We start from the raw sequence: 21,361 nt of genomic DNA, 5'->3' as shown, positions 1-21,361 counted from the left end.
CGCATGTGAACAGGTATCGATTCAGAGAGGAATGGTGGGCTTAACCGATGACGTATGAAATCTTTTCAGATGGTAGGAATTACAGAAATGAGAAACTTCACAACTATATTCTTTGAAAGAAAATGTAAGCCAGCATACCCATCGCTATTTTTTGTGACTATTCCATACTACAACTTAGAACACACAGAGGCGCTGGATGATGCAGCCAGCAGAAGGGCACAGGAAGAATACAATAAATCCCTTCAAGCTCTAAGAAATGGTGATTACAGACTTGCAGCCTTCTATGCTGGCACTATGAGCCATTATATCTCAGACGTAGCGGTGTGGGCACATGTCAGAGGGAGGGGATCGCCGCATGGATCAGAGGACATCAAGGACCTGACAGCGTACAGATGGAGCAACTTCTGCCCATGGGACCGAATGGAGATGGCTCAAACATCGGGATAAACGATTGGCTGCAGGATTATAAGGACAGGGCTGGAGAATCCCTTAACCTTGCAGCAAATGCTATAGCTGATGTGCTATATACACTCAACAGAGAATCGGAGACAGAAATCCAACCAGCAATAAGCCAGAATTATGGAATGGTATATAGTAGGAGTTACAGCTGCACTGCTCACAACCTTCGGATTCGTACCGCAGATAATCAAAATGTACAGGAGTAAATCTGCTAAGGATGTAAGCATTGTTACTTTTTTTCAGTTCAGCGCAGGTGTTCTCCTGTGGGCCCTATATGGTATCCATCTCAGGGATATCATTATTATTGCAGCCAATACTGTGTCTTTTATGATTTTGCTAGTGGCAATAGCTCTGTATTATCGTTATTATTGAGGTTGTCTTAAGCTGTGCCCGCTGGCATGCGCTCCAGAGGGAGGTAGATTCATTTGAGTTTAAATGATCTTATTGTATGTTGTTATGGCTGGAAGTCAGAGTCTAATCGATCTCAGGTAGGTTATTCAATAGAAACGATGATAAGTTCTATTTTTCTTATAAACACTAAATAAACTCATAAATGAGTTTATTTGTACCAAGCGCTTCTTTTAATTCATTGAATCTCTCCTTAAAAGGAAAAGAATTTATCAAACTATCCCCACCTAACGAAGAAATATAGTTCTAAAGTCTTCAATATTAGCTCCACCATGCCAGCTTTTGACGTCGTAAAACCATTCGGTTAGAGTTTTATATTCATTGCCGGGACCAAAATGTCCCCAAAACTTATCTTTTCCTGTGTAAATAATGTTTTCACCCTCCAGGCCGGCAGTCCCGCCAGAGGGAAAATTTGTATTTGTAATATATCCCCAATCTCCTGGTATCCAATCGTTAATATCAACACCATAGTCACCCTGTCGGCCTTAAAATTTCTACCGACAGGTTTTTATACAACCATTATAATCCAAGTTTGGAGTTAAAGTGCAAATTCAGGTGGATTGTAATTTCATTTTCGCAGAACTGTGATTCTGGAATTAAATCTCATATAAAGTTATTCGCATTTTAGCTGCCTGGGTGTAAAATATATAAAAAAGTGGTGGTGAAAATATGGCTCAAAAGAAGAAGGTAGAGGGAATAGAAATTGAGGAAACTGGTATTAACACAGACATGGATCCAAAGCTTCAGCGTATAGTACAAAATTTCAGAAGAAAAGCTAAACATAGACCATACCTGATATCAAAATCGGATACAGGTGAAGAGGAAATAGATGTTATTTTAAAGCTAAAAGATCCAAATATACCAGTTGATGGTCTTAAGATTCGTACAGTGGTGGGTCAATTAGTGACAGGAAGTGTCCTGATATCTAAAATAGAAGATGTCAGGAAGCATGAAAATGTCCTCAGTATGAAAGCACCTGTTCAAATACGGGAAAGCCTTGATGCTACTGTGCCAGAGATTCATGCAGATCCACAATCTCTCGAACAGCTACAAGCAGGCAGCCCTGATGGAAGTGGAGTTATCATAGGAATAGTTGACTATATGTGCGATTTCAACCACAATGATTTTCGCAATGAAGATGGCACGTCGCGTGTTCTGTTCCTCTGGGATCAGGCTGGTGGACCCGATGAAAAGAGTCCTGAAGGGTATGGATACGGTCGGGAGTTCAACAAAGCAGATCTTGATAGAGCTCTTAAAGATAGATTCCCAATTGATTATCTGAAGTATTATCTTGAAGCAGGATCACATGGAACACATGTGATGGGCATAGCGGCTGGTAACGGCAGAGCTATCGGTAGATATGCTGGTGTTGCACCAGAAGCTGATATAATTTTTGTGGACGCAGACATCAATGATATAAGCTGGAGAGGTTCAGGAGTACTTGACAGTTCATTCGGTGATTCAGTCAAGCTTTGTGAAGCTGTTAACTATATTTTTGACAGGGCAACGAAACTGAATCGTCCCGCTGTAGTTAATATTAGTCTTGGGACAAACGGTGGACCTCATGATGGTACTTCCCTTGTTGAACAATATTTTGATCAACTGCTAGGAAGTAATAATCGGGCTATTGTAATAGCGGCCGGCAACTCCTATGAAGATAGGATACATACCTGTGGCAAGATAGAACAAGATCAACCAGTAAAACTGGAATGGGAAATTGGTCAAAATGACGTTACTGATAACGAACTGGAAATCTGGTATAGCGGTAAGGATGAATTGGAAGTTGAATTAATCACCCCTTCGAAGAAGTCCCTTGGACGTGTTCCATTAGGTAAGAGTATCGGTGGTTCTTTTGAAGGCAAAGAAGTCCTTCTTGTTGCACACAGGAAAAACGACCCGAATAACCATGAAAATCATATAGATATATTTCTTTCAGGAAATTTTGGATTTGGCAAATGGGACGTTATTTTGCATCCTGTCAATATAACAAATGGTACCTTTTATGCATGGATCGAACGCGATGACTGGGGGCAATCAAGCTTCAGTAGCAATACCAGTAAGCCATGCCATACCATAGGGTCTATTTCAACGGGCAAACTACCTGTTGTCGTAGGCTCATACGACCCCCGTGATCCGGATAGAAAAACTTCTTCTTTCTCCAGCGCGGGACCCACTCGTGATGATCGGGAAAAGCCTGAAGTGAGTGCTCCCGGCCATAGAATATGGTCTGCCAGATCCCGATCCCAGAGCATAATTGAAATGTCAGGAACCAGTATGGCTGCTCCGGCCGTTACCGGAACGATAGCGCTCCTGATGCAGGCCGCAAAAAATGAAGGGAAGGAGCTTGGAATACAAAAGATTCGAGAAATTATCACTGATACGAGTAGAAAACTCCCCCCGCCTAAAGGCATTTTCGATTTCCGCTATGGTAATGGCAGAATTTGTGCCTGTGAAATAATCAAATCAATTTTGGATCATGATACCACGGAAGACAATGTGATTCGACAGGAAATAGAACTAGGGGCAAAAATACCCTTTGGTTCTATTAAAAGTTCTATGAGTATAATTGGAAACAGGCAAATCAAAGATATTAAAGTGGGTGTTAATATTACTCACTCATTTATTGGAGATTTAACTTTAGATCTAATATCTCCCGGTGGTTCGTCTGTCAGGCTCCATGATAGAGAAGGAGGATGGCGCGATAATATCATAAAAACTTATACTATACAGGATACTCCTGAATTGAGCAGGTTTATCGGAGAAAACGCTGGAGGAGACTGGATATTAAATGTAGCTGATTTAGATTATTTGAGTCAGGGCAATTTTAATAAATGGAGCCTGGAAATAGAATTCTAAATTAATAAAAAGGTTTCATTTATTTTTTATATATTTTTTAACGTATAGGAAAGTATAAACGCATTTCTTCCTCCTCATCTTGAAATCTGATAGTCTAAAAACAACGAACATAAACGAACTGGAACGAACTCCAAGAGTTCGTTTTGAGTTAGTATAAGTTCGTTGTTAATAATTTTGCCCCCGCAGGGGCTTTCTTGATTTCCTAAAATACAAATTATAAATTCTCCAGGGGCTTAGTTTTCACCCTACTCTGTAGAAATGCAAAAGATTATGCTCTACAACTTCAATTTCTATCAGGAATTCATATGGAGCAAGACCTGTCAAGAATCGGTGTTTCTCTTCCTGAGAACCTGCTTATAAAATTTGATGAAATAATCACTAAGAGAGGCTACTCCTCACGATCAGAGGGTATCCGCGATGCAATAAGAGGCTATATTCGTCACTACGATTGGATGAGCGAGGTTGAAGGCGAGAGGGTTGGTGTTTTATCCATGACTTATAATCACTCTCAGCGCGGGCTTGTTACCTCGCTCCTGGATATACAGCATGAGTTCTCCACTCTCATAAGATCAGCTATACATTTTCATATAGGACATGACGAATGTATGGAGACCCTGATACTGCGTGGGGAGGGGAGGGATGTAAAAGCTATTACTGAACAAATCATGGCGCTAAAAGGCATAAAGAATGTTAAGCTAACCACCATACGTCCGGAGCAAGAAGTATGATTCATCCTGCACGTTTATGGCTGGAAAAAGAGGATATCTGATATCACATATAATGAGAACCGAAATATTTAATAAATAAGAACTTCCACGGTAGGATAATATGACAATTGAAATAATAGTGTTATTTCTGGTGATTCTGGCTGTAATCCTGGTATATTATATTCTGAAAACTGCAAAGCATTTGATTGTAAATACCGTGCTTGGCCTCGTCTTGCTTGCTATTAGTAACTTTATCTTTACTGATATCGCTTATACAGTTCCTGTCCTTTTGATCTTCGCGCTCGGAGGGATACCGGGTGCAGTCCTTGTGATACTGCTCCATATATTAGGTGTGGCATTCTGATAAATAAGAAAGGTAATATTATCAGAGAACATAACTCAGGGATATGATAGTTGTAATTTCAGTAGGCGGGTCAGTACTTGCACGTGCATTGGACCCGGAGAAGTTCAAAAGCTATGCTCTGGCACTGAAGGAGATATCAAAAAAGAACACCCTGTTTGTCGTAACAGGAGGCGGACAGGCTGCACGTGATTATATAGGAATTGCAAGACAGCTTGGCGCAGATGAGGCGACCTGTGATTTAATCGGCATAGAACTTACACGTCTTAATGCCAGACTGCTGATCGCTGCTCTGGATAATGACGCTTACTATGAGCCGCCCTTAGATTACAAAAAGGCAAAAAATGCAAGCCTATCTGGCAAGATAGTTGTAATGGGCGGAGTAGCGCCTGGCCAGACCACGGATGCAGTCTCGGCGGTTCTGGCAGAATACACAGGTGCAGATCTTCTGATCAATGCCACAGCTATCGATGGTGTCTATACGAGTGACCCGAAAAAAGATAAGGATGCCACTAAATTTGAGAGCATGACACCCAAGCAGTTGATTGAGATAATCATCAGGACTGAGATGATCGCGGGTGCAAACTCACCCACAGATCTACTTGCTGCCAAAATCATAGAGCGCAGCAATATAAAAACAATAGTTCTAAATGGAGAGAATCCTCAGAACATCATTGATGCGGTATACGGGGAGCATATAGGAACAGTGATACAAAAATAACTTTAGAATATATTTTTTATTGCACTGAGCCCTGTATCCAGTGCGGTTTTAAGTATATCAAGCGGATTTGGAATACCAAGATAATTAACCATAAGGGGTATAGCCACAAAAGTCCCGATTATACTGCCAATATTGGCAAGGGTCGCTACCAGTAAAATGCGAATGAGCTTATTATTCATTAATTCTTTCATTGATTTGACTCTGTATATTTTCAATTTTCCGTTCTTCTCTTCCACTGTTAGCTCATTGTCGAGTACCCTGTCATCGGATACAACAGTTATTTGATATACTTTTTCGGGTCCGAACTCGCCAGATACTTCCTGCTCGTTAAGCTTGAGCGATATAAGGTTTTTTTCATCAAAGATAGTTATACTGTCGTCGGTTTTTTCAATTTTAGCAGCTTTAACCCAGTCCTCACCATAGTTCTTCGCCATAAATTCTATGAGTCTGCTATTATCTTTTCCCGGAATTTCATCCCAGCTAAATATATAATCGTCTTTCATAATGTTGTTGAAATCCTCGGTCGTGGGAGGACGGAGATGCGCCTCTACGATCCCTGCCAGCCAGCCGACAGCTAAAAAGGGATGCAGGAATCCAAACCATGCAAGACTAAAAGCTGTCAATGCTGAAAGAGGATGTCCCCGTACAATCAGAACGCCTATTGCAGAGAGTATTCCCTGTGTAATGAATAGGTATAACAGTGCGGTCAGAAGAGTTGATAGTGAGACACCTCCTGAGAAGACAAGAAGCGCAATTAATCCAACAATCATTGCCAGAAATGCAACTATTACAGCTTTGAACCAGCTAAAACGTTTTTTGGGAAGTGTCATTAAATCCCCGATTGGAGGCAGTGTCTCAGGAGCATCAAGATATCTCTGGATCCCCTGACGATGGCCTGCACCTACAACAGCTACAACCGTGCCCTCTTTTGATATATCAAGCAGGTTTTTTGCCATGAAAGCATCTCTCTCATCCAGCAGAACAGAAGCAGCGCTTGGAGCCATCTTCCTTAGCTCAGATACTAACTGGGTGACTACATCCTCCTGTGTCACTGTGTCTATATTGATATCTTTCGTGCCAAAACCCACTGTTGCAGCAGCAAGAGATCCGAAAAGTTTCAGTTTCTCAAAAAAGGACATCCTGTTCCAGAAGCGTGCAAGTGTGACCTGGATATCCCGGTCTATAAGTGCCACACGCGCCCCGGTTCTTTCAGCTTTTTCAATAGCAGACAGCATCTCGGCACCTGGCTTGACACCTGTATCTGCACCTATTTTCTTCTGAACATAGGAGAGAAGCCAGTGCAGCAAAAAGTAGTATAACTTACCTTCACTGAGCAGATCCTTGATATTTATCTCTTTAACCTCTTCTTCCCCTTTTAATGCCTTGTATCTTCCCCTGCAAAGTTCAATAGCTACTATATCCGGTTTTTCTCTATCGATCACTTCATTGACAAGAGCTACGCTCTTATTAGAGACATGAGCGGTTCCGACAAGGGTTATCCTGGATGAGCCAGGAGATATGGCCTTGTCTCTGTAATTGAAATTGTAACTGTATGTGTATATTCCATTATTCATATTATTTTGATTCTGATTCCGATAATTGCATAACTCGCAAGAGATCTGTTCTTGATACTATTCCTGTTATTATTTTATCTTTTTTAACTACTAACCGCCCTATGTTGTTCGCTGTCATGAGTTTTAACGCGCTCACAGCATCATCGTCTTCTTTAATAGTTATAAGGTCTTTTGTCATTATCTGTGATACTTTAACATTGTTTCTATCTTCTCTCGGTACTCTCTGTACATCAGTAAAGGTTACTATACCTTTCGGCTCAGAGTCATCCACAACAGGGTACCCCATGTGTTTGAACCTGAACATGGTATCTATAAGCTCTTCCACAGACATTCCGGAATGAACAGTCTTAACGTCCTTTGACATAATATCTTTTATCTTTATGCCTTCAAGTGCGATGTTGATCTCTGTGGCTTTCTCTTCCTCTGAAGCGCCGATATATATAAAGAATGCGATGAGGATGAGCCAGAATCCTCCGATTGAGACCGTTAAAAATCCGAAAATGCCCATAAAGATAGCAAACATCTTGCCGACACCTGCGGCTGCACGTGTAGCCCTGATATAAGACATATGGCCTGCCAGCAATGATCTCAACAATCTGCCCCCATCCATAGGAAACGCGGGTATTATATTAAATAAAAAGAGTATAACATTAATATACCCTATCATCCATACAAGACGCAGATATGGGTCAGCTACCGGTTCTAAAAGTAAGTAACTCAGGAGAGATTCATCTGCTGGTTTAAACAATGAAACGATCGATAGAAGTACTGAACCAATTATAAGACTGACACCTGGCCCTGATATTGCCATCTTAAACTCTACCCTGGGGTCCCTCGGGATCTCTTCCATAGAAGAGACACCACCAAAAAGGAAGAGTGTTATACTCTGGATCCTGGACCCATGTCTTATAGCCACATAAGAATGGCCTAACTCATGTAATAATACGCATGTGAAAAGCAGGACCGCAGCAGATAAAGACAGAGCGTACTGGAGCGGTACAGGCTGGTCATTGAAGCCGAACCTTGGTGGATTATTTGCAAATACCAATGCAAAGACCGGCAGAATCAGAAGTAAGGTTATATGTAGTTTAATGGGTATTCCCATTATTCTTCCTATTTGAATTGAAGTCTTCATAAGATCACTCCATAGGTTATATATGCGATCATGTTTAATATACATTTATGGAAGATACTGCGAAAAAGATATATGAATGCATTTTTATTAGGCAATATGCAATTTGCGATAATGTTATGATGAATAACATATATAGTGTTATGACGAATAACATGCAATTTATTAATTAGTTGATGACACACATGGAGAATATTGAAAACGAACCAAAGAACCAGGATCTTCTCGGCGGGTTGGAAATAACATCTACAAAGGATATAGAGGTTCCAAAACAGCTAATCGAGCAGGTCATAGGTCAGGAGCACGCTGTAGAGGTTGTCAAGAAAGCAGCGAATCAGAGAAGACATGTGATGATGCTTGGAACTCCTGGTACTGGTAAATCAATGCTTGCCAAAGCAATGGCTGAACTGCTTCCAAAGGAAGAGCTACAGGATGTACTGATATACCATAATCCAGAGGATTCAAATAATCCCAAGATACGTATTGTTCCTGCCGGGAAGGGTAAAGAGATAAACGATGCCCATAAACTTGAAGCACAAAAAAGAATGCAGGTCAGGAACATGTTCGTTATGCTCCTTGTCCTTGGTATTGTGGCATATTCATTTTATTTAGGATCAATTCTATTGGGGATCATAGCAGCAGTATTGATTGCTATTTTGATGCGCCAGTTCATGCCAAAGGAGACCACGTTCATTCCCAAACTTCTTGTTTCAAATACCGGTAAGGAGATAGCTCCCTATATTGATGCCACAGGAGCACATGCAGGGTCTCTTCTTGGCGATGTTCGCCATGACCCATTCCAGTCAGGGGGACTTGAAACGCCTGCCCATGACAGAGTCGAGAGCGGAGCAATCCATAAAGCCCATAAAGGGGTACTATTTATCGATGAGATAAATACGCTGCGCATAGAATCACAGCAGAATCTTCTGACTGCATTGCAGGAGAAGGAGTTTGCAATAACCGGACAATCCGAACGCTCAAGCGGCGCAATGGTTAAAACAGACCCTGTACCGTGTGATTTCATTATGGTCGCTGCAGGGAACCTTGATGCACTTAAAGGGATGCACCCTGCTCTGCGCTCCCGTGTCAAAGGGTATGGTTATGAGATCTACATGAGCGATACCATTGAGGATACTGCTGAGAACAGACAGAAGCTTGTGCGGTTCATTGCCCAGGAGGTCATGAGGGATGGCAAAATACCTCATTTTGACCGCAGTGCTATTGAGGAGATCATCCGCGAAGCAAGGCGAAGGGCAGGCAGGAAAGGACATCTGACACTTAAGCTCAGAGACCTTGGCGGGCTTGTGCGTGTGGCTGGCGATATCGCCCACAGTGAGAAAGCACAGCTTACGACGGCCCAGCATGTACTGAAAGCAAAGAGCATTGCCCGCTCTGTTGAACAGCAGGTTGCCCACCAGAGCCTTGAGCGCAGGAAAGATTACAAGTTATTCGTCAAGGAAGGCGCACAGATAGGCAGGGTCAACGGCCTTGCCGTGATGGGTGAGGATTCTGGTATAGTCCTTCCTATAATAGCCGAGGTCACACCCACTCAATCCAGATCAGAGGGCCATATAATAGCCACAGGCATGTTGAAGAGCATAGCAAGAGAAGCAGTGCAGAACGTTTCAGCGCTGATCAAAAAGACCACAGGTAAGGATGTAGCCGGTATGGATGTCCATATCCAGTTCGTGGGCACATACGAGGGCGTGGAAGGCGACTCAGCCAGCATATCCATAGCCACGGCGGTTCTATCTGCTATCCAGGAGATCCCTATAGACCAGAGCGTTGCCATGACAGGCTCGCTTTCGGTTCGCGGCGATGTGCTGCCCGTTGGCGGCGTCACGTACAAGATCGAAGCTGCGGCGCGCGCCGGGATAAAAACAGTGATAATTCCAAGATCCAATCTCGGAGATGTGCTGATAGAGGATGAATTCAAGGATGTCATAAAGATAGTCCCTGTGACGAATATTGAGGAAGTGCTGGAATACAGCCTTGTAGGAGTAGAAAAGGACGGCCTTATCGCTACGTTGAAAAAACTTGCATCGAGAACCAAATTCAATATAGCTATGCCTGAGAGCAGACCGGTTAGTGCTCTGTGAGATACATGGACTTCTATGATATCCGTGTTATAAAAGGCGTCAGTACGGCTGTAGTTCTGGATAACGGCGAGATAAAAGAGATTTCAAATAATTTCTCAAGCGGTGCTGCCGTACGCGTCCTTAGTAAAGGCACATGGGGATTCGTCTCTCAGGATAATCCTGAAAATCTGGATGCTGCATTGAATTCTGCTAAAAGGCTGGCCGAGACTGCAAAAAACAGGAGCACTCGAGATCCGGTTAAGCTCGCACCGATAGAAAAACCAACGCTGCAGAATCTCCCTCAGATCAGGGAGAATCCCGGGGATATCCCTATCGAGGATAAGGTAAAATTACTCCTTGAGATCGAGAAAAACGCCCGCATAGATGGGATTAAGAGTACAAGTGCTGTTTATTCAGAATCCCTTGTTAATATCAGCTATTCCAGTTCAGAGGGGCTTGATTGTGAATATACATTAAACCGCGTGGGCTTTGCTGTCAGTGCAATCGCGCAATCAGAAGGAGTATATCAGATCGGAAGGGAGAGCAGGTTCGGAGTATCGGGATTTGAACTTTTTAAAAAGCATGATGCCTTTGGACTTGCACGAAGGGCAGCGGATACTGCAGTTGAGCTATTATCGGCATCAACGCCAAAGGGCGGCGCTTACCCGGTAATACTTGACCAGGAGCTTGCAGGTGTGTTCATTCATGAAGCCGTAGGTCATGCGGTTGAGGCAGATCATGTTATAGAAGGTAATTCCATACTTGCAGGCAGGACAGGTGAGCAGATAGCTTCTCCTCTTATCACCGTGTATGATGACCCGTCTCTTCATGAATTCGGCTACTATCCGTTTGATGACGAAGGAGCAGAATCAAAGAGGACGACTGTAATAGAGAACGGAGTGCTGAAATCTTTTCTTCATTCAAGGGAGACCGCAGGACAGCTTGGAGGTACGAGCAGGAATTCCCGCGCCCAGGGATATGCCAGTCCAGTTATACGGATGAGCAACACGTTCATTGCCCCGGATGGAATGAAATTCGACGAGATGCTCAGCGAATTAAAAGACGGGATATACCTGAAGGGCTCGCGTGGAGGGCAGGTAAACCCTGGCGAGGGCGTGTTCCAGTTCAATGCAGAGCGCGGGTTTATTGTCAAGAACGGAGAAATTACCACACCGCTTCGTGATGTATCTCTATCAGGGCATACGCTTGAGATCCTGAACAGCGTATCTGCAGTCGGGAATGACCTGGAGATGAATTCAGGAAGATGCGGGAAGGCAGGGCAACTGGTGCCTGTGAGCGATGGTTCGCCGCATGTACTTATGAAGAGGGCGGTGGTCGGGGGAAGCGGCTGAGCAGAACCTATAAGGACTTTGTCTTTTTGTTACCATGCATATATAATAGATTTTTATCTCGTGTTTTTTATGCCCTCTTTAAACATGAGGTCTAATTGCAGCAATCACATGGTCTTTCATATCTTTTGTTCCATTGATGATGACAATTTTATGTAGAGTGCCATAGTGAGGGTCCTGTATCGACCCGATTACTTCAAACCCTCTTCTCTTATACATATCAATAAGCTCTTCATTATCAAAAGCATAGCCGTATATGAAGCTAAATTCATGATAGAACATGTAATAACTTATTAATTTTAACAAAGTGCTGGCGTATTTGTTCCCTTTTTTGCATTCCGCAGTCGCAATTATGTCAAGGAATAATCCTTTATGACTATCGAGATGTTTTTCATAAAATTGAACAATTGAACAAATCTCACCTCTATCCTCAACTAAATAGACCTTGGCTGATGAATGCTGCTGGTTTTTGAAAAAATCTGAAAGAGAGTTTTTGTCGATTTTCTGATCTCCACATTTGAAATCTTTTATACAGTCTTCGCACGATATTTTTCGGATAATTCCCTTTGAATAAGTCCGGATCGGATAATCACTCCATGGAAAGTATACCTTGGTATCTGCTTCTATCTCAAAAATAAATATATTCGGGACTACAGATGAATCCCTGCGCATTAACAGGGATAATAACTTTATGTCATCTGCCCCAAGCTCTGATAATTTTTTAAAAAGATTAGTAAAAGTTTTCCCTGTTATCGTTGTATCATCACAGACGAATATTCTGTTACCCTTGATTTTTGAATCGTCTAAAATATGAATATCTCCATTTTTTAGCACGCATGATACTATATCTTTGTAATTCCAGTATTTTTCAAGTCTTTTAGCGATCTGTTCTCCACCATTTCCAACCGCTAAAACAATGTAAGAATCAAATCCTTCCTTGATTATTTTTTTGTACGCCTGGCGTAGGCCATTATCTATACTGTTTTCATCAAAAAAGATCTCCCTCAAAAAAAATCTTCTCTTTAAAAATTATACTTCTTTCTTGCCCTCTATCTTATATAGGGTCTGCGGACTTACCATCGGTGACATTTCAACTAACTCCCCCCAGCTATCGGCAAAACAGTCAATACACATATCATTCAATTGAGGATGCTCTTCACCAAGGTTCATCCCGCAGGATTTGCATTCCGAGACCATAATTACTCCTATGAATAGCTCAAATATAACAATCTATCATTGAGTATTATCCTTATTAATACTTTTGCTCCGTGTGAGACCATCCGCTAATTAGATGGGAAGACAGTTTAGATGTTGGAATTATTGGATGGGTTCCTTGCGCTTGTGCTTGAGATAGAATATCATGTTTGCGGTTCCATATAAAAGTATCGTAAATTTTATATAGAATCGAATACATACAGAAAATTGAAAGGAGGAATCTAAAAATGGTTGATGCATTCGATGAATTTAGAAGATTCGAAGAAATGATGAATAGGCTGTTTGATGATTTCTGGGGAAGATCCAGCAGACGGCTTTTACCCTCTGGTAGGCTTCTACCTTCGGGTGAAAGGGAATTGGCACTGACGGAATATAGAGAACCTTTCGTTGATCTTGAAGAGACCGATAAGGAGATTATTACCACTGCTGAGATGCCTGGTCTTGAAAAACAGGATATAAAGATCAATCTTACCGAGGACAGACTTGAGGTCTCGGCAGAGACAAAGCGTGAAGAAAAAAAGGAAGAGAAGGGCTATGTGTACAGAGAAAGAAGGGCAACAGGTTATTACCGTGCAATCTCCCTGCCGACGCCTGTGGACCCTGCCAAAGCAAAAGCCACTTACAAGAATGGGGTTCTTGAGATAAGGATGCCGAAGACGGAGATCAAAGAGAAAAAATCGTTGAAGGTTGAGTAATCTCCCCGCTGCATAGCAGTGGGGAATACCCCACTAAATGCATTGCAAGACCAATCATATCACTTCCATTCCCAGAGCTTATCATGCGTGTTCCCGTTCTCATCTTCTTCGTACTCAAAGACTGCCACAATACTATTGATATGTGCCAATTTTTGAGACTGTGTATGGAAGAACTGCGATCCGCGCGCTGTTAATGCTCCTTGTTTTGTTACCCTTCCAGCTCCCTGTGCTTTCCAAGTTGCCATCTCATTGTCTTTTGTCATCATGACGCCATGACCCTCTCCATAGAGCATGCCTCCTGCCCTGATCACTGACCAGTACGTTCCCATATCCGTCACTTCTATTCCAAGAATCTTGCCGCTTCCCTGATACGAAGATTCAATCTTTGGAGATCCTCCTTCAGGAGGTAATACCCTGTTTACTGTTATCTTACCCCGTATTTCTCCTATCATTTCCCCTAGCATACAATTCACCTCCACTCAACGTAAACCGCAAAACTTTCCATAAAATATACCGAACCGCAGATATTTCTATGGGGTGCGGAATACCATAATTTGGTATCTATAATAGTGATATTTATACCTTACCCTCAAAAGGGCTGTGTAGAGTCCTGATATTTTTTCGCTGTTGCTGCATTTATTGGGGAGATCGGCTTAGTACGGCCTCACGTACTCGGTATGTCATTCGGTGGTGGACTTGCACTTGAGCTCTACCGCCGCTACCCTGCCATCCCAAGGTCTCTCATACTGGCTTCGGCTTATGCCGGGTGGGCGGGATCCCTTCCGCCGGAGGTAGTAGAAGAACGCTTGCAGCAGGGGCTTCGGCAATCCAAATTGCCGCCCGAGCAGGTCGTTGAGGCGTGGATTCCGACACTATTCACGAAATCGACATCGACCGATGTGATCGAGGAGACCGCGGCTATCATGTCCGAGTTCCATCCGGTCGGGATGAGAGTGATGCTGCTTGCCTTTGCCGAGGCTGATCTTCGCGACGTGCTTCCAACTATCGAAGTGCCTACACTGCTGCTGTACGGTGAAGCCGATCAGCGTTCCCCTCTGAACATTGCCGAGAACCTGCACGCCAAGATCCCTGCATCGAGGCTTGTGATCATACCGGGCGTCGGCCATGCCAGCAACCTTGAGGCACCAGAGATTTTCAACGCCGAGGTACGCAGCTTTCTTCGAGCGAATCAGAACTGATATGTTACCGTGCCTTCAAATCCACTTGTCCGCCGTATAACATGCGGTTGCAGCGGACTGCCCGATAATGTTCCTCGGGTTTGTTTATCTTCAACTTGGTCTGAATCCGCCCCGGCCCGGTGCTCCGTACCTGCACCCTGCTGAAGACATGCTCGAAGGGCTGTCGAAAAAAATATGCCCTGGGGAAAAAAGCTAAGTGCGCCACTTGGCCTAATCCTGCTGGGATGGGGACTGATAATGGTCATGGCAGGCCTGCCGTCGCTTCACTGGCATCACGGATAGAACAGCCTGAAATAGCTGGAAAGAGTAAAACTATAAAAAGGTAGTTATCTTGATACGAAATAGAAAAGTTATCCTGCTCCTGATATCCATCTCTTTCCTGCTCGGATATTTCCCATGGTATAACTTTTCGGCAGTCCTTCCTGTCCTGGAAAGAGAGTTTGGGCTTACAGGCTTGCAGGTAGGAAATATCCTCGGAGCCTTCTAGGCAGGATATGTTCTTATGGTGATATTCACTGGCTGGCTCGCAGACCGCATATGGGCCCGCCGCGTTGTTCTTGCCGGGACGTTCGGTGTTGCGGCATGCTCTACAGCCTTCGCGTTCCTGGCACGGGACTTCGAAAGCATATTGATCCTGAGGACGCTTACAGGGATATTCGCAGGAGCAATATATGCCCCCGGGGATGGCTCTCCTCTCAAAATGGTTCCTTCCCAGAGAAAGGGGATTTGCGATTGGCGCCTACACAGGAGCCCTTGTCTTGGCCTATGCAGGATCGTATTTTGTCGCTGGTCCTCTTGCGGCACAAAGCGGCTGGCAGGTAGGCATCCTCTGGACGTCGATTCCATCCTTCCTCGTGGCTCTTCTGGTTCTGCCTGTTTCCGACAGCCCGCCCGGGTTCTCTGATATCAGTATTGAAGAAAGAGGGAGCAGCCCTGAGGAAAAGGTATTCAACGTTCCTTCCCTGCTGATCACAGGTGCATACATGGGGCACATGTGGGAACTCTTTGCATTCTGGGGATGGGTTGGACCTGCGATGGTGTCCGCAGCCACGGCCGCCGGGTATGGTAGCCTTGAAGCGGCAAGGCTCGGAAGCCAGATGGCTGCGCTGCTAAGCTGGCTGATTGGCGGATCTCTTCTACCGGTGATACTCCTCGGCCTCTGGTACGGATTCTGGGTTGTGGCAGACTCGGCAATATACAAGGCAGGTCTGACCGACCTCGTGAGTGTGCGGATAAGAGAAACTTCGCTTGGTTTGCAGTCGGCGCTCGGTTTCGGCGTCACTATAATCTCCCCTCAGATTTTCGGCGCAGTGCTTGACGCCACGCAGCCGAAGGGCCGGCGCTACTACTGGAAGAGCGAGTACCTCCCGCGCATCGAACCTGCCCTGTGCGAGAAGTTTATCGAGCATGCGGCAAGAATCAGATCGCCTCACTCTGCCGTGATCCTGTTCCAGATTGAAGGTGCCCTGAACAGGCTCAGCGAGGAGCATTCTCCCGTCGACAACCGCGACGCCCACTACGTGCTCAACCTTGCGGGCTCGTGGGAGAAGGCGGACGACGACAGAGCGAACATCGAATGGGCACGCGAGGCGTGGAACGACATGAAGACGTTCTCGACCGGCGGCACGTATATCAACTTCCTGACCAGAATAGAGATGGTAAGTGAAGAGCTTTGAATATGCCACGGAGTCATTAGCATTGACGGCGCTCGAGTAGGACTGACACATGGCTTTGAGTACTTCGTCAGCATTGCTCATTGTTTTGTTCCCTCCCTTTACGTAACCTTTTAGCTAATATTATCCATATCTTCATATTTATACCTCCATCATGCATTCTCACTCCTGTTTCTCAGTTGGATAGCTCTTTTCCTTCCATGCTGTTGTACCTCCTATCAGGTTATATACCTGGCGATAGCCTCTGCGCTTCAGTATGCTGGCAGCCAATCCAGACCTGTTGCCTGCTGAGCAGATAGATACTATTGGCTGAACTGATGGAACCTCCTGCAGCCTGCGCTCAAGCTCCCCGACATAGATGTTAATTGCTCCGGGGATGTGCCCGGAAGCGTACTCTCCTTTCTCACGCACATCCAGCAGGAACATATCCTTTCTCTCTTTCAGTCTTTCATAAAGATCTGCAACCGTGTACACTCCGCTTTGCTCAAGCGGCATCCCACGGTTCTGCCAGTCCTCAATACCTTTGCAGAGGGATCCACGAATATCATCAAACCCAATCCTTGCAAGATAGCGTCTTGCGGTTTCCACATCTTCCTGCCTTTCGGTTATCAGCAGGATGTCTTTTTCATATTCAAGTATCCACCCCGGAAACTTAGCCATTCCTTCCATCCAGATATTATACGAGCCCTTGATATGTCCGCTTGCAAAAGAGAGAGGGGAACGGGTATCGATTGTTATACAGTCCGGTATCGCTTCCGCAAACATGAACGCGTCCATAGGCTCTGCCCTCTTAATATTAATCAATGCTGGACCCCGCTGGTTTTGCTCATGCATCATCTTAAAATACAGAGGTATCGGAATATTTTCCATCTTTTTCTTCTCGATGAATTCCTCTCTTGAAAGGCTAAGCATGGGATTAGTTGCCCGCTCGTATCCGATTGTGCTGACCGCAAGATCTGAGATGTTGCCGCCGCAGGACGAACCAGCACCGTGTGCTGGATATACGATGGTATGCTCCCCCAAAGGCATGAGCTTCTCGTGGAGGGAATCATAGAGAGTAGATGCAAGTTCGCTCTTCATTTCCTCGCCGCGGAGGTCGGTCCGCCCCACATCGCCATAAAAAAGGGCATCTCCAGTAAAGACTACCCAGGGTATATCTTCCTTAGAGGGGGGATATAACAGATAGCTCAGACTCTCAGGAGTATGGCCAGGAGTCTCAAGCACCTTAAGCATCAAGCGCCCGATGTTGAAGATATCGCCCTCCCGTGCGGGCTCACCATAGCCGAAATCAAGATGTCCACCATGAATGATCCTGCAGCCTGTTAGATGTTCCAGCTCTCGCGAACCTATCAGATAGTCTTCGTTCCTGTGGGTCTCAAAGACAAAACGTATCCTGCAGCACTTGCTGTCTGCAACATCGATGTACGAATCAACATCCCTCTTAGGATCGACAACTAAGGCTTCAGTATAATCTCCTACGATATAGGAATTATGGGCAAGACCCTCAGAAACAATCTTCTCAACAAACATTCACTTTTCCCTGCTGCTGCAATTTCCCGCAATATTCGCACGTGCCAATGAAGGCATCAATGAACTCAGGCGGTATGGGATAGGTTTTACTTCGGCAGATTACAAAATACAACATAGTTATAACCTCCACATTGAGTAAATATATACTAAAGTTGGCATTTTTTCTATATATAATTTTTCGGTCGTGTATGAGACTACCGCGCTGTAAGCTGGACGCGGTGGGCAACATTGTTGCCATAACCGTAGGCGCTCCACAGTGGATTCAACAGCCGGATGTTTCCCGCGCTATCCGTTGCTCTGGCAATCAGCATATACCTGCTAGGATGCGGTGGTGACCAGCGGAAGCGCCATGGAGTTGCTGCGTAAGGTGAGTATGCCTTACCGAGCTTAGCAGCAGTGAATGAACGACCATCATCTGTGCTTATTTCGACTTTGCTTCATGAATGTTACAGGTGTGCTATCTGGAATTCCCCGCTCGCCCACATACACGTATCGTTCCCTCTCTGGAAATAACCGTCTTTGCAAATCTTCCAATGAGAACTCACGCGGATTATCCATCTCGCCATCGAGAATCAGGCGCCAGGCATCAGCACTAATGATTCTGACCAGTATCAAAACGATGGCGATTATAAATGACACGTAAATTAGTCCTCCAATAGTAGTAGAGCTTACAATTCCCAACAACCAGAGAATCAAGAGAATAACTATTAATGTTGTTAATAAACGGCCCATTCCCAATAGCAAGAGAATCAAGATTATAAAATTTCTGGGCGGATTAAAGGTTTCAATTCAACCATGATGACATGTGCCTCGACTTTGCTTATATTTTCAACAGAGTGAGGTCCTGCCTCTATCCATAATACTTGACCAGCTTTTAATTCGTATTCTTTACTTTTACCATCTTTCGATGTAAATTTTAGTCTTTGACCACCTAAAACATAAGCAACATGGTCTGGATGTGCATGCATTGCTACTTTTTCTCCAGGTTTAACTCTTACATCTAATACTCTCACTCTATCATTTTCCATCAATAATGTATAAACTGTTGGTGCCGTTTGTAATGCATCTTTCATTTCTATCATATTTAATCTTCTTCCTGTATCCAGAATACTTATAATTTCCTCAGCGTAAATCTTGTTAACCATGACAGAGCTAAGGACTCCGGGCATCAGGGCAAATCTCAGCCAGTTTTTCCTGCAGGTCTTGCTTGTCTTTTTTGTCGGAGTGACCGTAGGGCTTGAGAGGAATATTGTTCCAATCCTTGCGAAGGAGGAGTTTCATGTTGGCTCTTTCAGTGTTCTCTTCTCTTTTATCGTGAGCTTCGGCATTGTTAAGGCTCTGCTTAACCTCTCAAGCGGTGCCTGGTCTGAGCGATGGGGCAGGAAGCCTTTTCTTATTCTGGGCTGGATTGCAGCCATACCCGTTCCTTTGATGATAATATGGGCAGAGAGCTGGCTCTGGGTAACTATTGCGAATATCTTCCTTGGTATAAATCAAGGTCTAACATGGACGATGACACAGACTTCAAAGCTTGATATGGCAGGCGGAAGGGAGATGGGAATAGCAGCGAGCCTGGACGAATGGGGCGGCTATTTTGGGGTCGCAGTTGCAACAATAGTAACAGGCTACTTAGCAGCAGTCTTCGGGATAAGACCTGTACCTTTCTACTTCGGGCTTGCGGTTATTGTGGTCGCTCTTTTAGTCTCTATTGTATTTGTGAAAGAGACGCTGCCCTATACATACATCTCCCCCGCATCTGGTACAAGCGGGTTCGGTTTTCTAAGTGTTGTAAAGCAGGTCTCATGGAAAGATAAATCCATGTTCGCGTGCTCTCAGGCAGGTTTAATTGAAAAGTTCGTGGACGTCATGGTCTGGGTTGCCTTTCCTCTCTTCTTTTTTGGGTCGCTGAATGTGGACAGAATAGGGGTTGTGGTAGGTGCTTATGGTCTCAGTTGGGGCTTCCTGCAGCTTTTGGTCGGTCCTGTCTCTGACAGGATAGGGAGGAAGTGGCTTATCGTGGCAGGCATGTGGATATGCGGTCTGGGTATTTTACTGACCGCTATTGGTAGCGGGTTTTACTTCTGGATGCTAACAAGCGCGATCACGGGAATAGGCATGGCACTTCTCTATCCCACGTTGATAGCCGCAATAGGCGACTTCTCCCATCCTGCATGGCGGGCTTCTGCACTCGGCGTGTATCGCATGTGGAGGGACTCAGGATATGCCCTTGGAGCTCTTGTCATTAGCATGTCCATGGATATATTTGGTGTGACCTCAAGCTTTTACATCACAGCATGCCTTATGATTGTCTCGGGAGCCGTTGTGGCAGGCACGATGAGAGACTGAACTTCCACTAATGACATATTCTCTGGCTGTTGTGCCAGTACAACGGTTACATGCCTGCTAAAATCAGAATCAATCCCCACCCCAGCAGAATCACGCCAAGCGGTGCACTAAGCCTCTTTCCCCAGGGCATATTTTTTTCGACAGCCATAATAGTCCCCAGCGCCAGCATCCATCCAATATTTCCAGTACCGACAACGAACATCAGCAACATTAACGACCAGCAGCAGCCGATACAGAAAATCCCATGATCTATTCCGAGCCGAAACGCCTGCTTTAGCAGAAGGTATGCTCTATGGAGAGGCTCATGGCGTCGTGATGACCAAAGATAATGAGATGGCGACTTATACGTCACAGGGAGTTGGAAGGTTCACAAAACAAGGAGCATCAACATGGCGCGGATCGGTGTTCTTCCAGACACCGTCTCAAAAATTGGCACATCTCAACAGTATTGTGGCAGTCTATGAGTACGAAGTAGATGAGAACGGGAACACGCATGGGAAGCTCTGGGAATGGAAGTGATGTCTGGGTCTCTTACAACCTACATTCCGTACCCTTTGGTTTCTCTATTTTATATTTCTCATGCTTGCGATTTTATTAATTACTGAAATTAAATCTTATAATTTAAATTATTATCATGAATTTATTTAATAATTATATAAATTATGTGATTGCAATCACAGGCTGGAGAGTTTTTGAAATGGAAAAATATATTATAATATATCAATATTATATGACTTTTATCGTTATCACTCTAAAATAAATTGTTATTAGAATCAACATTCTGCAAGGTACAATTTACCTGAACAGGCGTAAAAAATTAATTAAGACACATACTCTCTAAAAGGTACGGAATATGTGTTTTAGAGGGGATTCGGTAAATAAAAGTGGAGGTAAAATATGGCAAGATATATGATAGAGGAGCCTCACACTCCAGAGGAGTGCTTGATCCAGAGGAGTGCTTGAGGGCGCTGGATGAAACGCTGGCAAAGGGCTTGCTGGACAAAGCAGAGTTCGGATGCAATGCCGGAGTGCATACGAGCTGGACGATAGTGGAAGCT

Annotated in this window: 23 protein-coding genes and 1 pseudogene; 14 read left to right on the top strand and 10 right to left on the bottom strand. The window is 44.4% G+C overall.

What is annotated here, in order from left to right:
- The first annotated feature begins 69 nt into the window (after positions 1 to 69).
- The 6 genes from ANME2D_RS14735 to pyrH all read left to right on the top strand — a co-directional run bounded on the left by ANME2D_RS14735 (position 70) and on the right by pyrH (position 5,512).
- Positions 70 to 447, top strand: a complete 378-nt coding sequence (locus ANME2D_RS14735; RefSeq protein ID WP_157834157.1) for a phospholipase C/P1 nuclease family protein — start codon at positions 70 to 72, stop codon at positions 445 to 447.
- Positions 448 to 579: 132 nt separating this feature from the next.
- On the top strand, positions 580 to 831 hold the full coding sequence (locus tag ANME2D_RS19115; RefSeq protein ID WP_048093186.1) for a SemiSWEET family sugar transporter: 252 nt from the start codon (positions 580 to 582) through the stop codon (positions 829 to 831).
- A gap of 705 nt (positions 832 to 1,536) precedes the next feature.
- Positions 1,537 to 3,723 carry a S8 family serine peptidase gene (locus ANME2D_RS14725; protein ID WP_052368961.1) on the top strand — a complete coding sequence of 729 codons (2,187 nt, stop codon included), beginning with the start codon at positions 1,537 to 1,539 and terminating at the stop codon, positions 3,721 to 3,723.
- A 305-nt stretch (positions 3,724 to 4,028) separates the two neighbouring features.
- Positions 4,029 to 4,451, top strand: a complete 423-nt coding sequence (nikR, locus tag ANME2D_RS14720; protein ID WP_048093184.1) for a nickel-responsive transcriptional regulator NikR — start codon at positions 4,029 to 4,031, stop codon at positions 4,449 to 4,451.
- A gap of 100 nt (positions 4,452 to 4,551) precedes the next feature.
- Positions 4,552 to 4,794, top strand: a complete 243-nt coding sequence (locus ANME2D_RS14715) for a pro-sigmaK processing inhibitor BofA family protein (protein WP_048093182.1) — start codon at positions 4,552 to 4,554, stop codon at positions 4,792 to 4,794.
- A gap of 43 nt (positions 4,795 to 4,837) precedes the next feature.
- On the top strand, positions 4,838 to 5,512 hold the full coding sequence (pyrH, locus tag ANME2D_RS14710) for a UMP kinase (protein WP_048093177.1): 675 nt from the start codon (positions 4,838 to 4,840) through the stop codon (positions 5,510 to 5,512).
- A 2-nt stretch (positions 5,513 to 5,514) separates the two neighbouring features.
- On the opposite strand, the gene ANME2D_RS17125 is transcribed toward pyrH, so the two are convergent.
- Both ANME2D_RS17125 and ANME2D_RS14700 read right to left on the bottom strand, forming a co-directional pair.
- Complete coding sequence (locus tag ANME2D_RS17125; RefSeq protein WP_052368960.1) at positions 5,515 to 7,086, bottom strand: TraB/GumN family protein; 1,572 nt, start codon at positions 7,084 to 7,086, stop codon at positions 5,515 to 5,517.
- Position 7,087: 1 nt separating this feature from the next.
- Positions 7,088 to 8,221: a CBS domain-containing protein gene (locus ANME2D_RS14700; RefSeq protein ID WP_048093765.1), complete on the bottom strand. Its 1,134-nt coding sequence runs from the start codon at positions 8,219 to 8,221 to the stop codon at positions 7,088 to 7,090.
- Positions 8,222 to 8,403: 182 nt separating this feature from the next.
- Here ANME2D_RS14700 and lonB point away from each other — a divergent pair, with 182 nt between their 5' ends.
- Both lonB and ANME2D_RS14690 read left to right on the top strand, forming a co-directional pair.
- Positions 8,404 to 10,317, top strand: coding sequence for an ATP-dependent protease LonB (gene lonB, locus ANME2D_RS14695; RefSeq protein WP_102044992.1), 1,914 nt, complete (start codon positions 8,404 to 8,406; stop codon positions 10,315 to 10,317).
- A 5-nt stretch (positions 10,318 to 10,322) separates the two neighbouring features.
- Entirely contained in the window at positions 10,323 to 11,648 is a 1,326-nt protein-coding gene (locus ANME2D_RS14690) for a TldD/PmbA family protein (protein WP_048093170.1), read from the top strand.
- A 78-nt stretch (positions 11,649 to 11,726) separates the two neighbouring features.
- Here the strand turns inward: ANME2D_RS14690 and ANME2D_RS14685 are convergent, their stop codons facing one another.
- Entirely contained in the window at positions 11,727 to 12,653 is a 927-nt protein-coding gene (locus ANME2D_RS14685) for a phosphoribosyltransferase (RefSeq protein WP_048093167.1), read from the bottom strand.
- Between the two features lie 21 nt (positions 12,654 to 12,674).
- Positions 12,675 to 12,842, bottom strand: a complete 168-nt coding sequence (locus tag ANME2D_RS18235) for a hypothetical protein (RefSeq protein WP_157834156.1) — start codon at positions 12,840 to 12,842, stop codon at positions 12,675 to 12,677.
- A 245-nt stretch (positions 12,843 to 13,087) separates the two neighbouring features.
- Between ANME2D_RS18235 and ANME2D_RS14680 the strand changes: the two genes are divergently transcribed.
- Positions 13,088 to 13,555, top strand: a complete 468-nt coding sequence (locus ANME2D_RS14680; protein WP_048093166.1) for an Hsp20/alpha crystallin family protein — start codon at positions 13,088 to 13,090, stop codon at positions 13,553 to 13,555.
- Positions 13,556 to 13,614: 59 nt separating this feature from the next.
- Here the strand turns inward: ANME2D_RS14680 and ANME2D_RS14675 are convergent, their stop codons facing one another.
- Positions 13,615 to 14,019, bottom strand: a complete 405-nt coding sequence (locus ANME2D_RS14675) for a hypothetical protein (protein WP_048093164.1) — start codon at positions 14,017 to 14,019, stop codon at positions 13,615 to 13,617.
- Between the two features lie 174 nt (positions 14,020 to 14,193).
- Between ANME2D_RS14675 and ANME2D_RS14670 the strand changes: the two genes are divergently transcribed.
- The 3 genes and pseudogenes from ANME2D_RS14670 to ANME2D_RS18515 all read left to right on the top strand — a co-directional run bounded on the left by ANME2D_RS14670 (position 14,194) and on the right by ANME2D_RS18515 (position 16,430).
- Positions 14,194 to 14,754 (top strand): alpha/beta fold hydrolase, encoded by a 561-nt coding sequence (locus ANME2D_RS14670; protein WP_277812950.1) that lies wholly within the window; start codon positions 14,194 to 14,196, stop codon positions 14,752 to 14,754.
- A 502-nt stretch (positions 14,755 to 15,256) separates the two neighbouring features.
- A pseudogene (locus tag ANME2D_RS19110) lies at positions 15,257 to 15,415 on the top strand (hypothetical protein); the annotation flags it as partial.
- Positions 15,416 to 15,425: 10 nt separating this feature from the next.
- A complete protein-coding gene (locus ANME2D_RS18515; RefSeq protein ID WP_241763377.1) occupies positions 15,426 to 16,430 on the top strand; it encodes an MFS transporter in 1,005 nt (334 codons plus the stop codon).
- A gap of 159 nt (positions 16,431 to 16,589) precedes the next feature.
- Here ANME2D_RS18515 and ANME2D_RS14655 read toward each other — a convergent pair whose 3' ends face one another.
- The 4 genes from ANME2D_RS14655 to ANME2D_RS14645 all read right to left on the bottom strand — a co-directional run bounded on the left by ANME2D_RS14655 (position 16,590) and on the right by ANME2D_RS14645 (position 19,102).
- Positions 16,590 to 17,957: an MBL fold metallo-hydrolase gene (locus ANME2D_RS14655; RefSeq protein WP_048093160.1), complete on the bottom strand. Its 1,368-nt coding sequence runs from the start codon at positions 17,955 to 17,957 to the stop codon at positions 16,590 to 16,592.
- A 194-nt stretch (positions 17,958 to 18,151) separates the two neighbouring features.
- The gene (locus ANME2D_RS19105; RefSeq protein WP_394295712.1) at positions 18,152 to 18,382 is read right to left on the bottom strand and encodes a molybdopterin-binding protein; all 231 of its coding nucleotides are present in this window, start codon (positions 18,380 to 18,382) and stop codon (positions 18,152 to 18,154) included.
- Positions 18,369 to 18,689 carry a lmo0937 family membrane protein gene (locus ANME2D_RS14650; RefSeq protein WP_081810319.1) on the bottom strand — a complete coding sequence of 107 codons (321 nt, stop codon included), beginning with the start codon at positions 18,687 to 18,689 and terminating at the stop codon, positions 18,369 to 18,371. Before ANME2D_RS14650 ends, ANME2D_RS19105 begins: the two co-directional genes overlap by 14 nt.
- Positions 18,690 to 18,712: 23 nt before the next feature.
- Positions 18,713 to 19,102, bottom strand: coding sequence for a cupin domain-containing protein (locus ANME2D_RS14645; protein ID WP_052368957.1), 390 nt, complete (start codon positions 19,100 to 19,102; stop codon positions 18,713 to 18,715).
- Between ANME2D_RS14645 and ANME2D_RS14640 the strand changes: the two genes are divergently transcribed.
- Positions 19,101 to 20,303 carry an MFS transporter gene (locus ANME2D_RS14640; RefSeq protein WP_048093157.1) on the top strand — a complete coding sequence of 401 codons (1,203 nt, stop codon included), beginning with the start codon at positions 19,101 to 19,103 and terminating at the stop codon, positions 20,301 to 20,303. The genes ANME2D_RS14645 and ANME2D_RS14640 overlap by 2 nt on opposite strands.
- Before the next feature lie 46 nt (positions 20,304 to 20,349).
- Here the strand turns inward: ANME2D_RS14640 and ANME2D_RS17550 are convergent, their stop codons facing one another.
- Positions 20,350 to 20,655: a DUF2182 domain-containing protein gene (locus ANME2D_RS17550; RefSeq protein ID WP_081810318.1), complete on the bottom strand. Its 306-nt coding sequence runs from the start codon at positions 20,653 to 20,655 to the stop codon at positions 20,350 to 20,352.
- On the opposite strand from ANME2D_RS17550, the gene ANME2D_RS14635 reads away from it, so the two are divergent.
- Complete coding sequence (locus tag ANME2D_RS14635; RefSeq protein WP_052368956.1) at positions 20,589 to 20,822, top strand: hypothetical protein; 234 nt, start codon at positions 20,589 to 20,591, stop codon at positions 20,820 to 20,822. The genes ANME2D_RS17550 and ANME2D_RS14635 overlap by 67 nt on opposite strands.
- Positions 20,823 to 21,361: the final 539 nt, after the last annotated feature.

Origin of the sequence: Candidatus Methanoperedens nitratireducens (assembly GCF_000685155.1) — an archaeon.
Lineage (GTDB): Archaea > Halobacteriota > Methanosarcinia > Methanosarcinales > Methanoperedenaceae > Methanoperedens > Methanoperedens nitratireducens.
This window is presented reverse-complemented; position numbering and strand designations above follow the sequence as displayed.

Coding starts and splice junctions, on each gene's coding strand:
- ANME2D_RS17125 (WP_052368960.1), bottom strand. CDS start 7,086: ATGAATAATGGAATATACACATACAGTTACAATTTCAATTACAGAGAC.
- ANME2D_RS14675 (WP_048093164.1), bottom strand. CDS start 14,019: ATGCTAGGGGAAATGATAGGAGAAATACGGGGTAAGATAACAGTAAAC.
- lonB (WP_102044992.1), top strand. CDS start 8,404: ATGGAGAATATTGAAAACGAACCAAAGAACCAGGATCTTCTCGGCGGG.
- ANME2D_RS14645 (WP_052368957.1), bottom strand. CDS start 19,102: ATGGTTAACAAGATTTACGCTGAGGAAATTATAAGTATTCTGGATACA.
- ANME2D_RS18515 (WP_241763377.1), top strand. CDS start 15,426: ATGCCCCCGGGGATGGCTCTCCTCTCAAAATGGTTCCTTCCCAGAGAA.
- pyrH (WP_048093177.1), top strand. CDS start 4,838: ATGATAGTTGTAATTTCAGTAGGCGGGTCAGTACTTGCACGTGCATTG.
- ANME2D_RS14640 (WP_048093157.1), top strand. CDS start 19,101: ATGACAGAGCTAAGGACTCCGGGCATCAGGGCAAATCTCAGCCAGTTT.
- ANME2D_RS14715 (WP_048093182.1), top strand. CDS start 4,552: ATGACAATTGAAATAATAGTGTTATTTCTGGTGATTCTGGCTGTAATC.
- ANME2D_RS14735 (WP_157834157.1), top strand. CDS start 70: ATGGTAGGAATTACAGAAATGAGAAACTTCACAACTATATTCTTTGAA.
- ANME2D_RS14725 (WP_052368961.1), top strand. CDS start 1,537: ATGGCTCAAAAGAAGAAGGTAGAGGGAATAGAAATTGAGGAAACTGGT.
- ANME2D_RS18235 (WP_157834156.1), bottom strand. CDS start 12,842: ATGGTCTCGGAATGCAAATCCTGCGGGATGAACCTTGGTGAAGAGCAT.
- ANME2D_RS14650 (WP_081810319.1), bottom strand. CDS start 18,689: ATGGGCCGTTTATTAACAACATTAATAGTTATTCTCTTGATTCTCTGG.
- ANME2D_RS14680 (WP_048093166.1), top strand. CDS start 13,088: ATGGTTGATGCATTCGATGAATTTAGAAGATTCGAAGAAATGATGAAT.
- ANME2D_RS14690 (WP_048093170.1), top strand. CDS start 10,323: ATGGACTTCTATGATATCCGTGTTATAAAAGGCGTCAGTACGGCTGTA.
- ANME2D_RS14700 (WP_048093765.1), bottom strand. CDS start 8,221: ATGAAGACTTCAATTCAAATAGGAAGAATAATGGGAATACCCATTAAA.
- ANME2D_RS19115 (WP_048093186.1), top strand. CDS start 580: ATGGAATGGTATATAGTAGGAGTTACAGCTGCACTGCTCACAACCTTC.
- ANME2D_RS14655 (WP_048093160.1), bottom strand. CDS start 17,957: ATGTTTGTTGAGAAGATTGTTTCTGAGGGTCTTGCCCATAATTCCTAT.
- ANME2D_RS14635 (WP_052368956.1), top strand. CDS start 20,589: ATGCTCTATGGAGAGGCTCATGGCGTCGTGATGACCAAAGATAATGAG.
- nikR (WP_048093184.1), top strand. CDS start 4,029: ATGGAGCAAGACCTGTCAAGAATCGGTGTTTCTCTTCCTGAGAACCTG.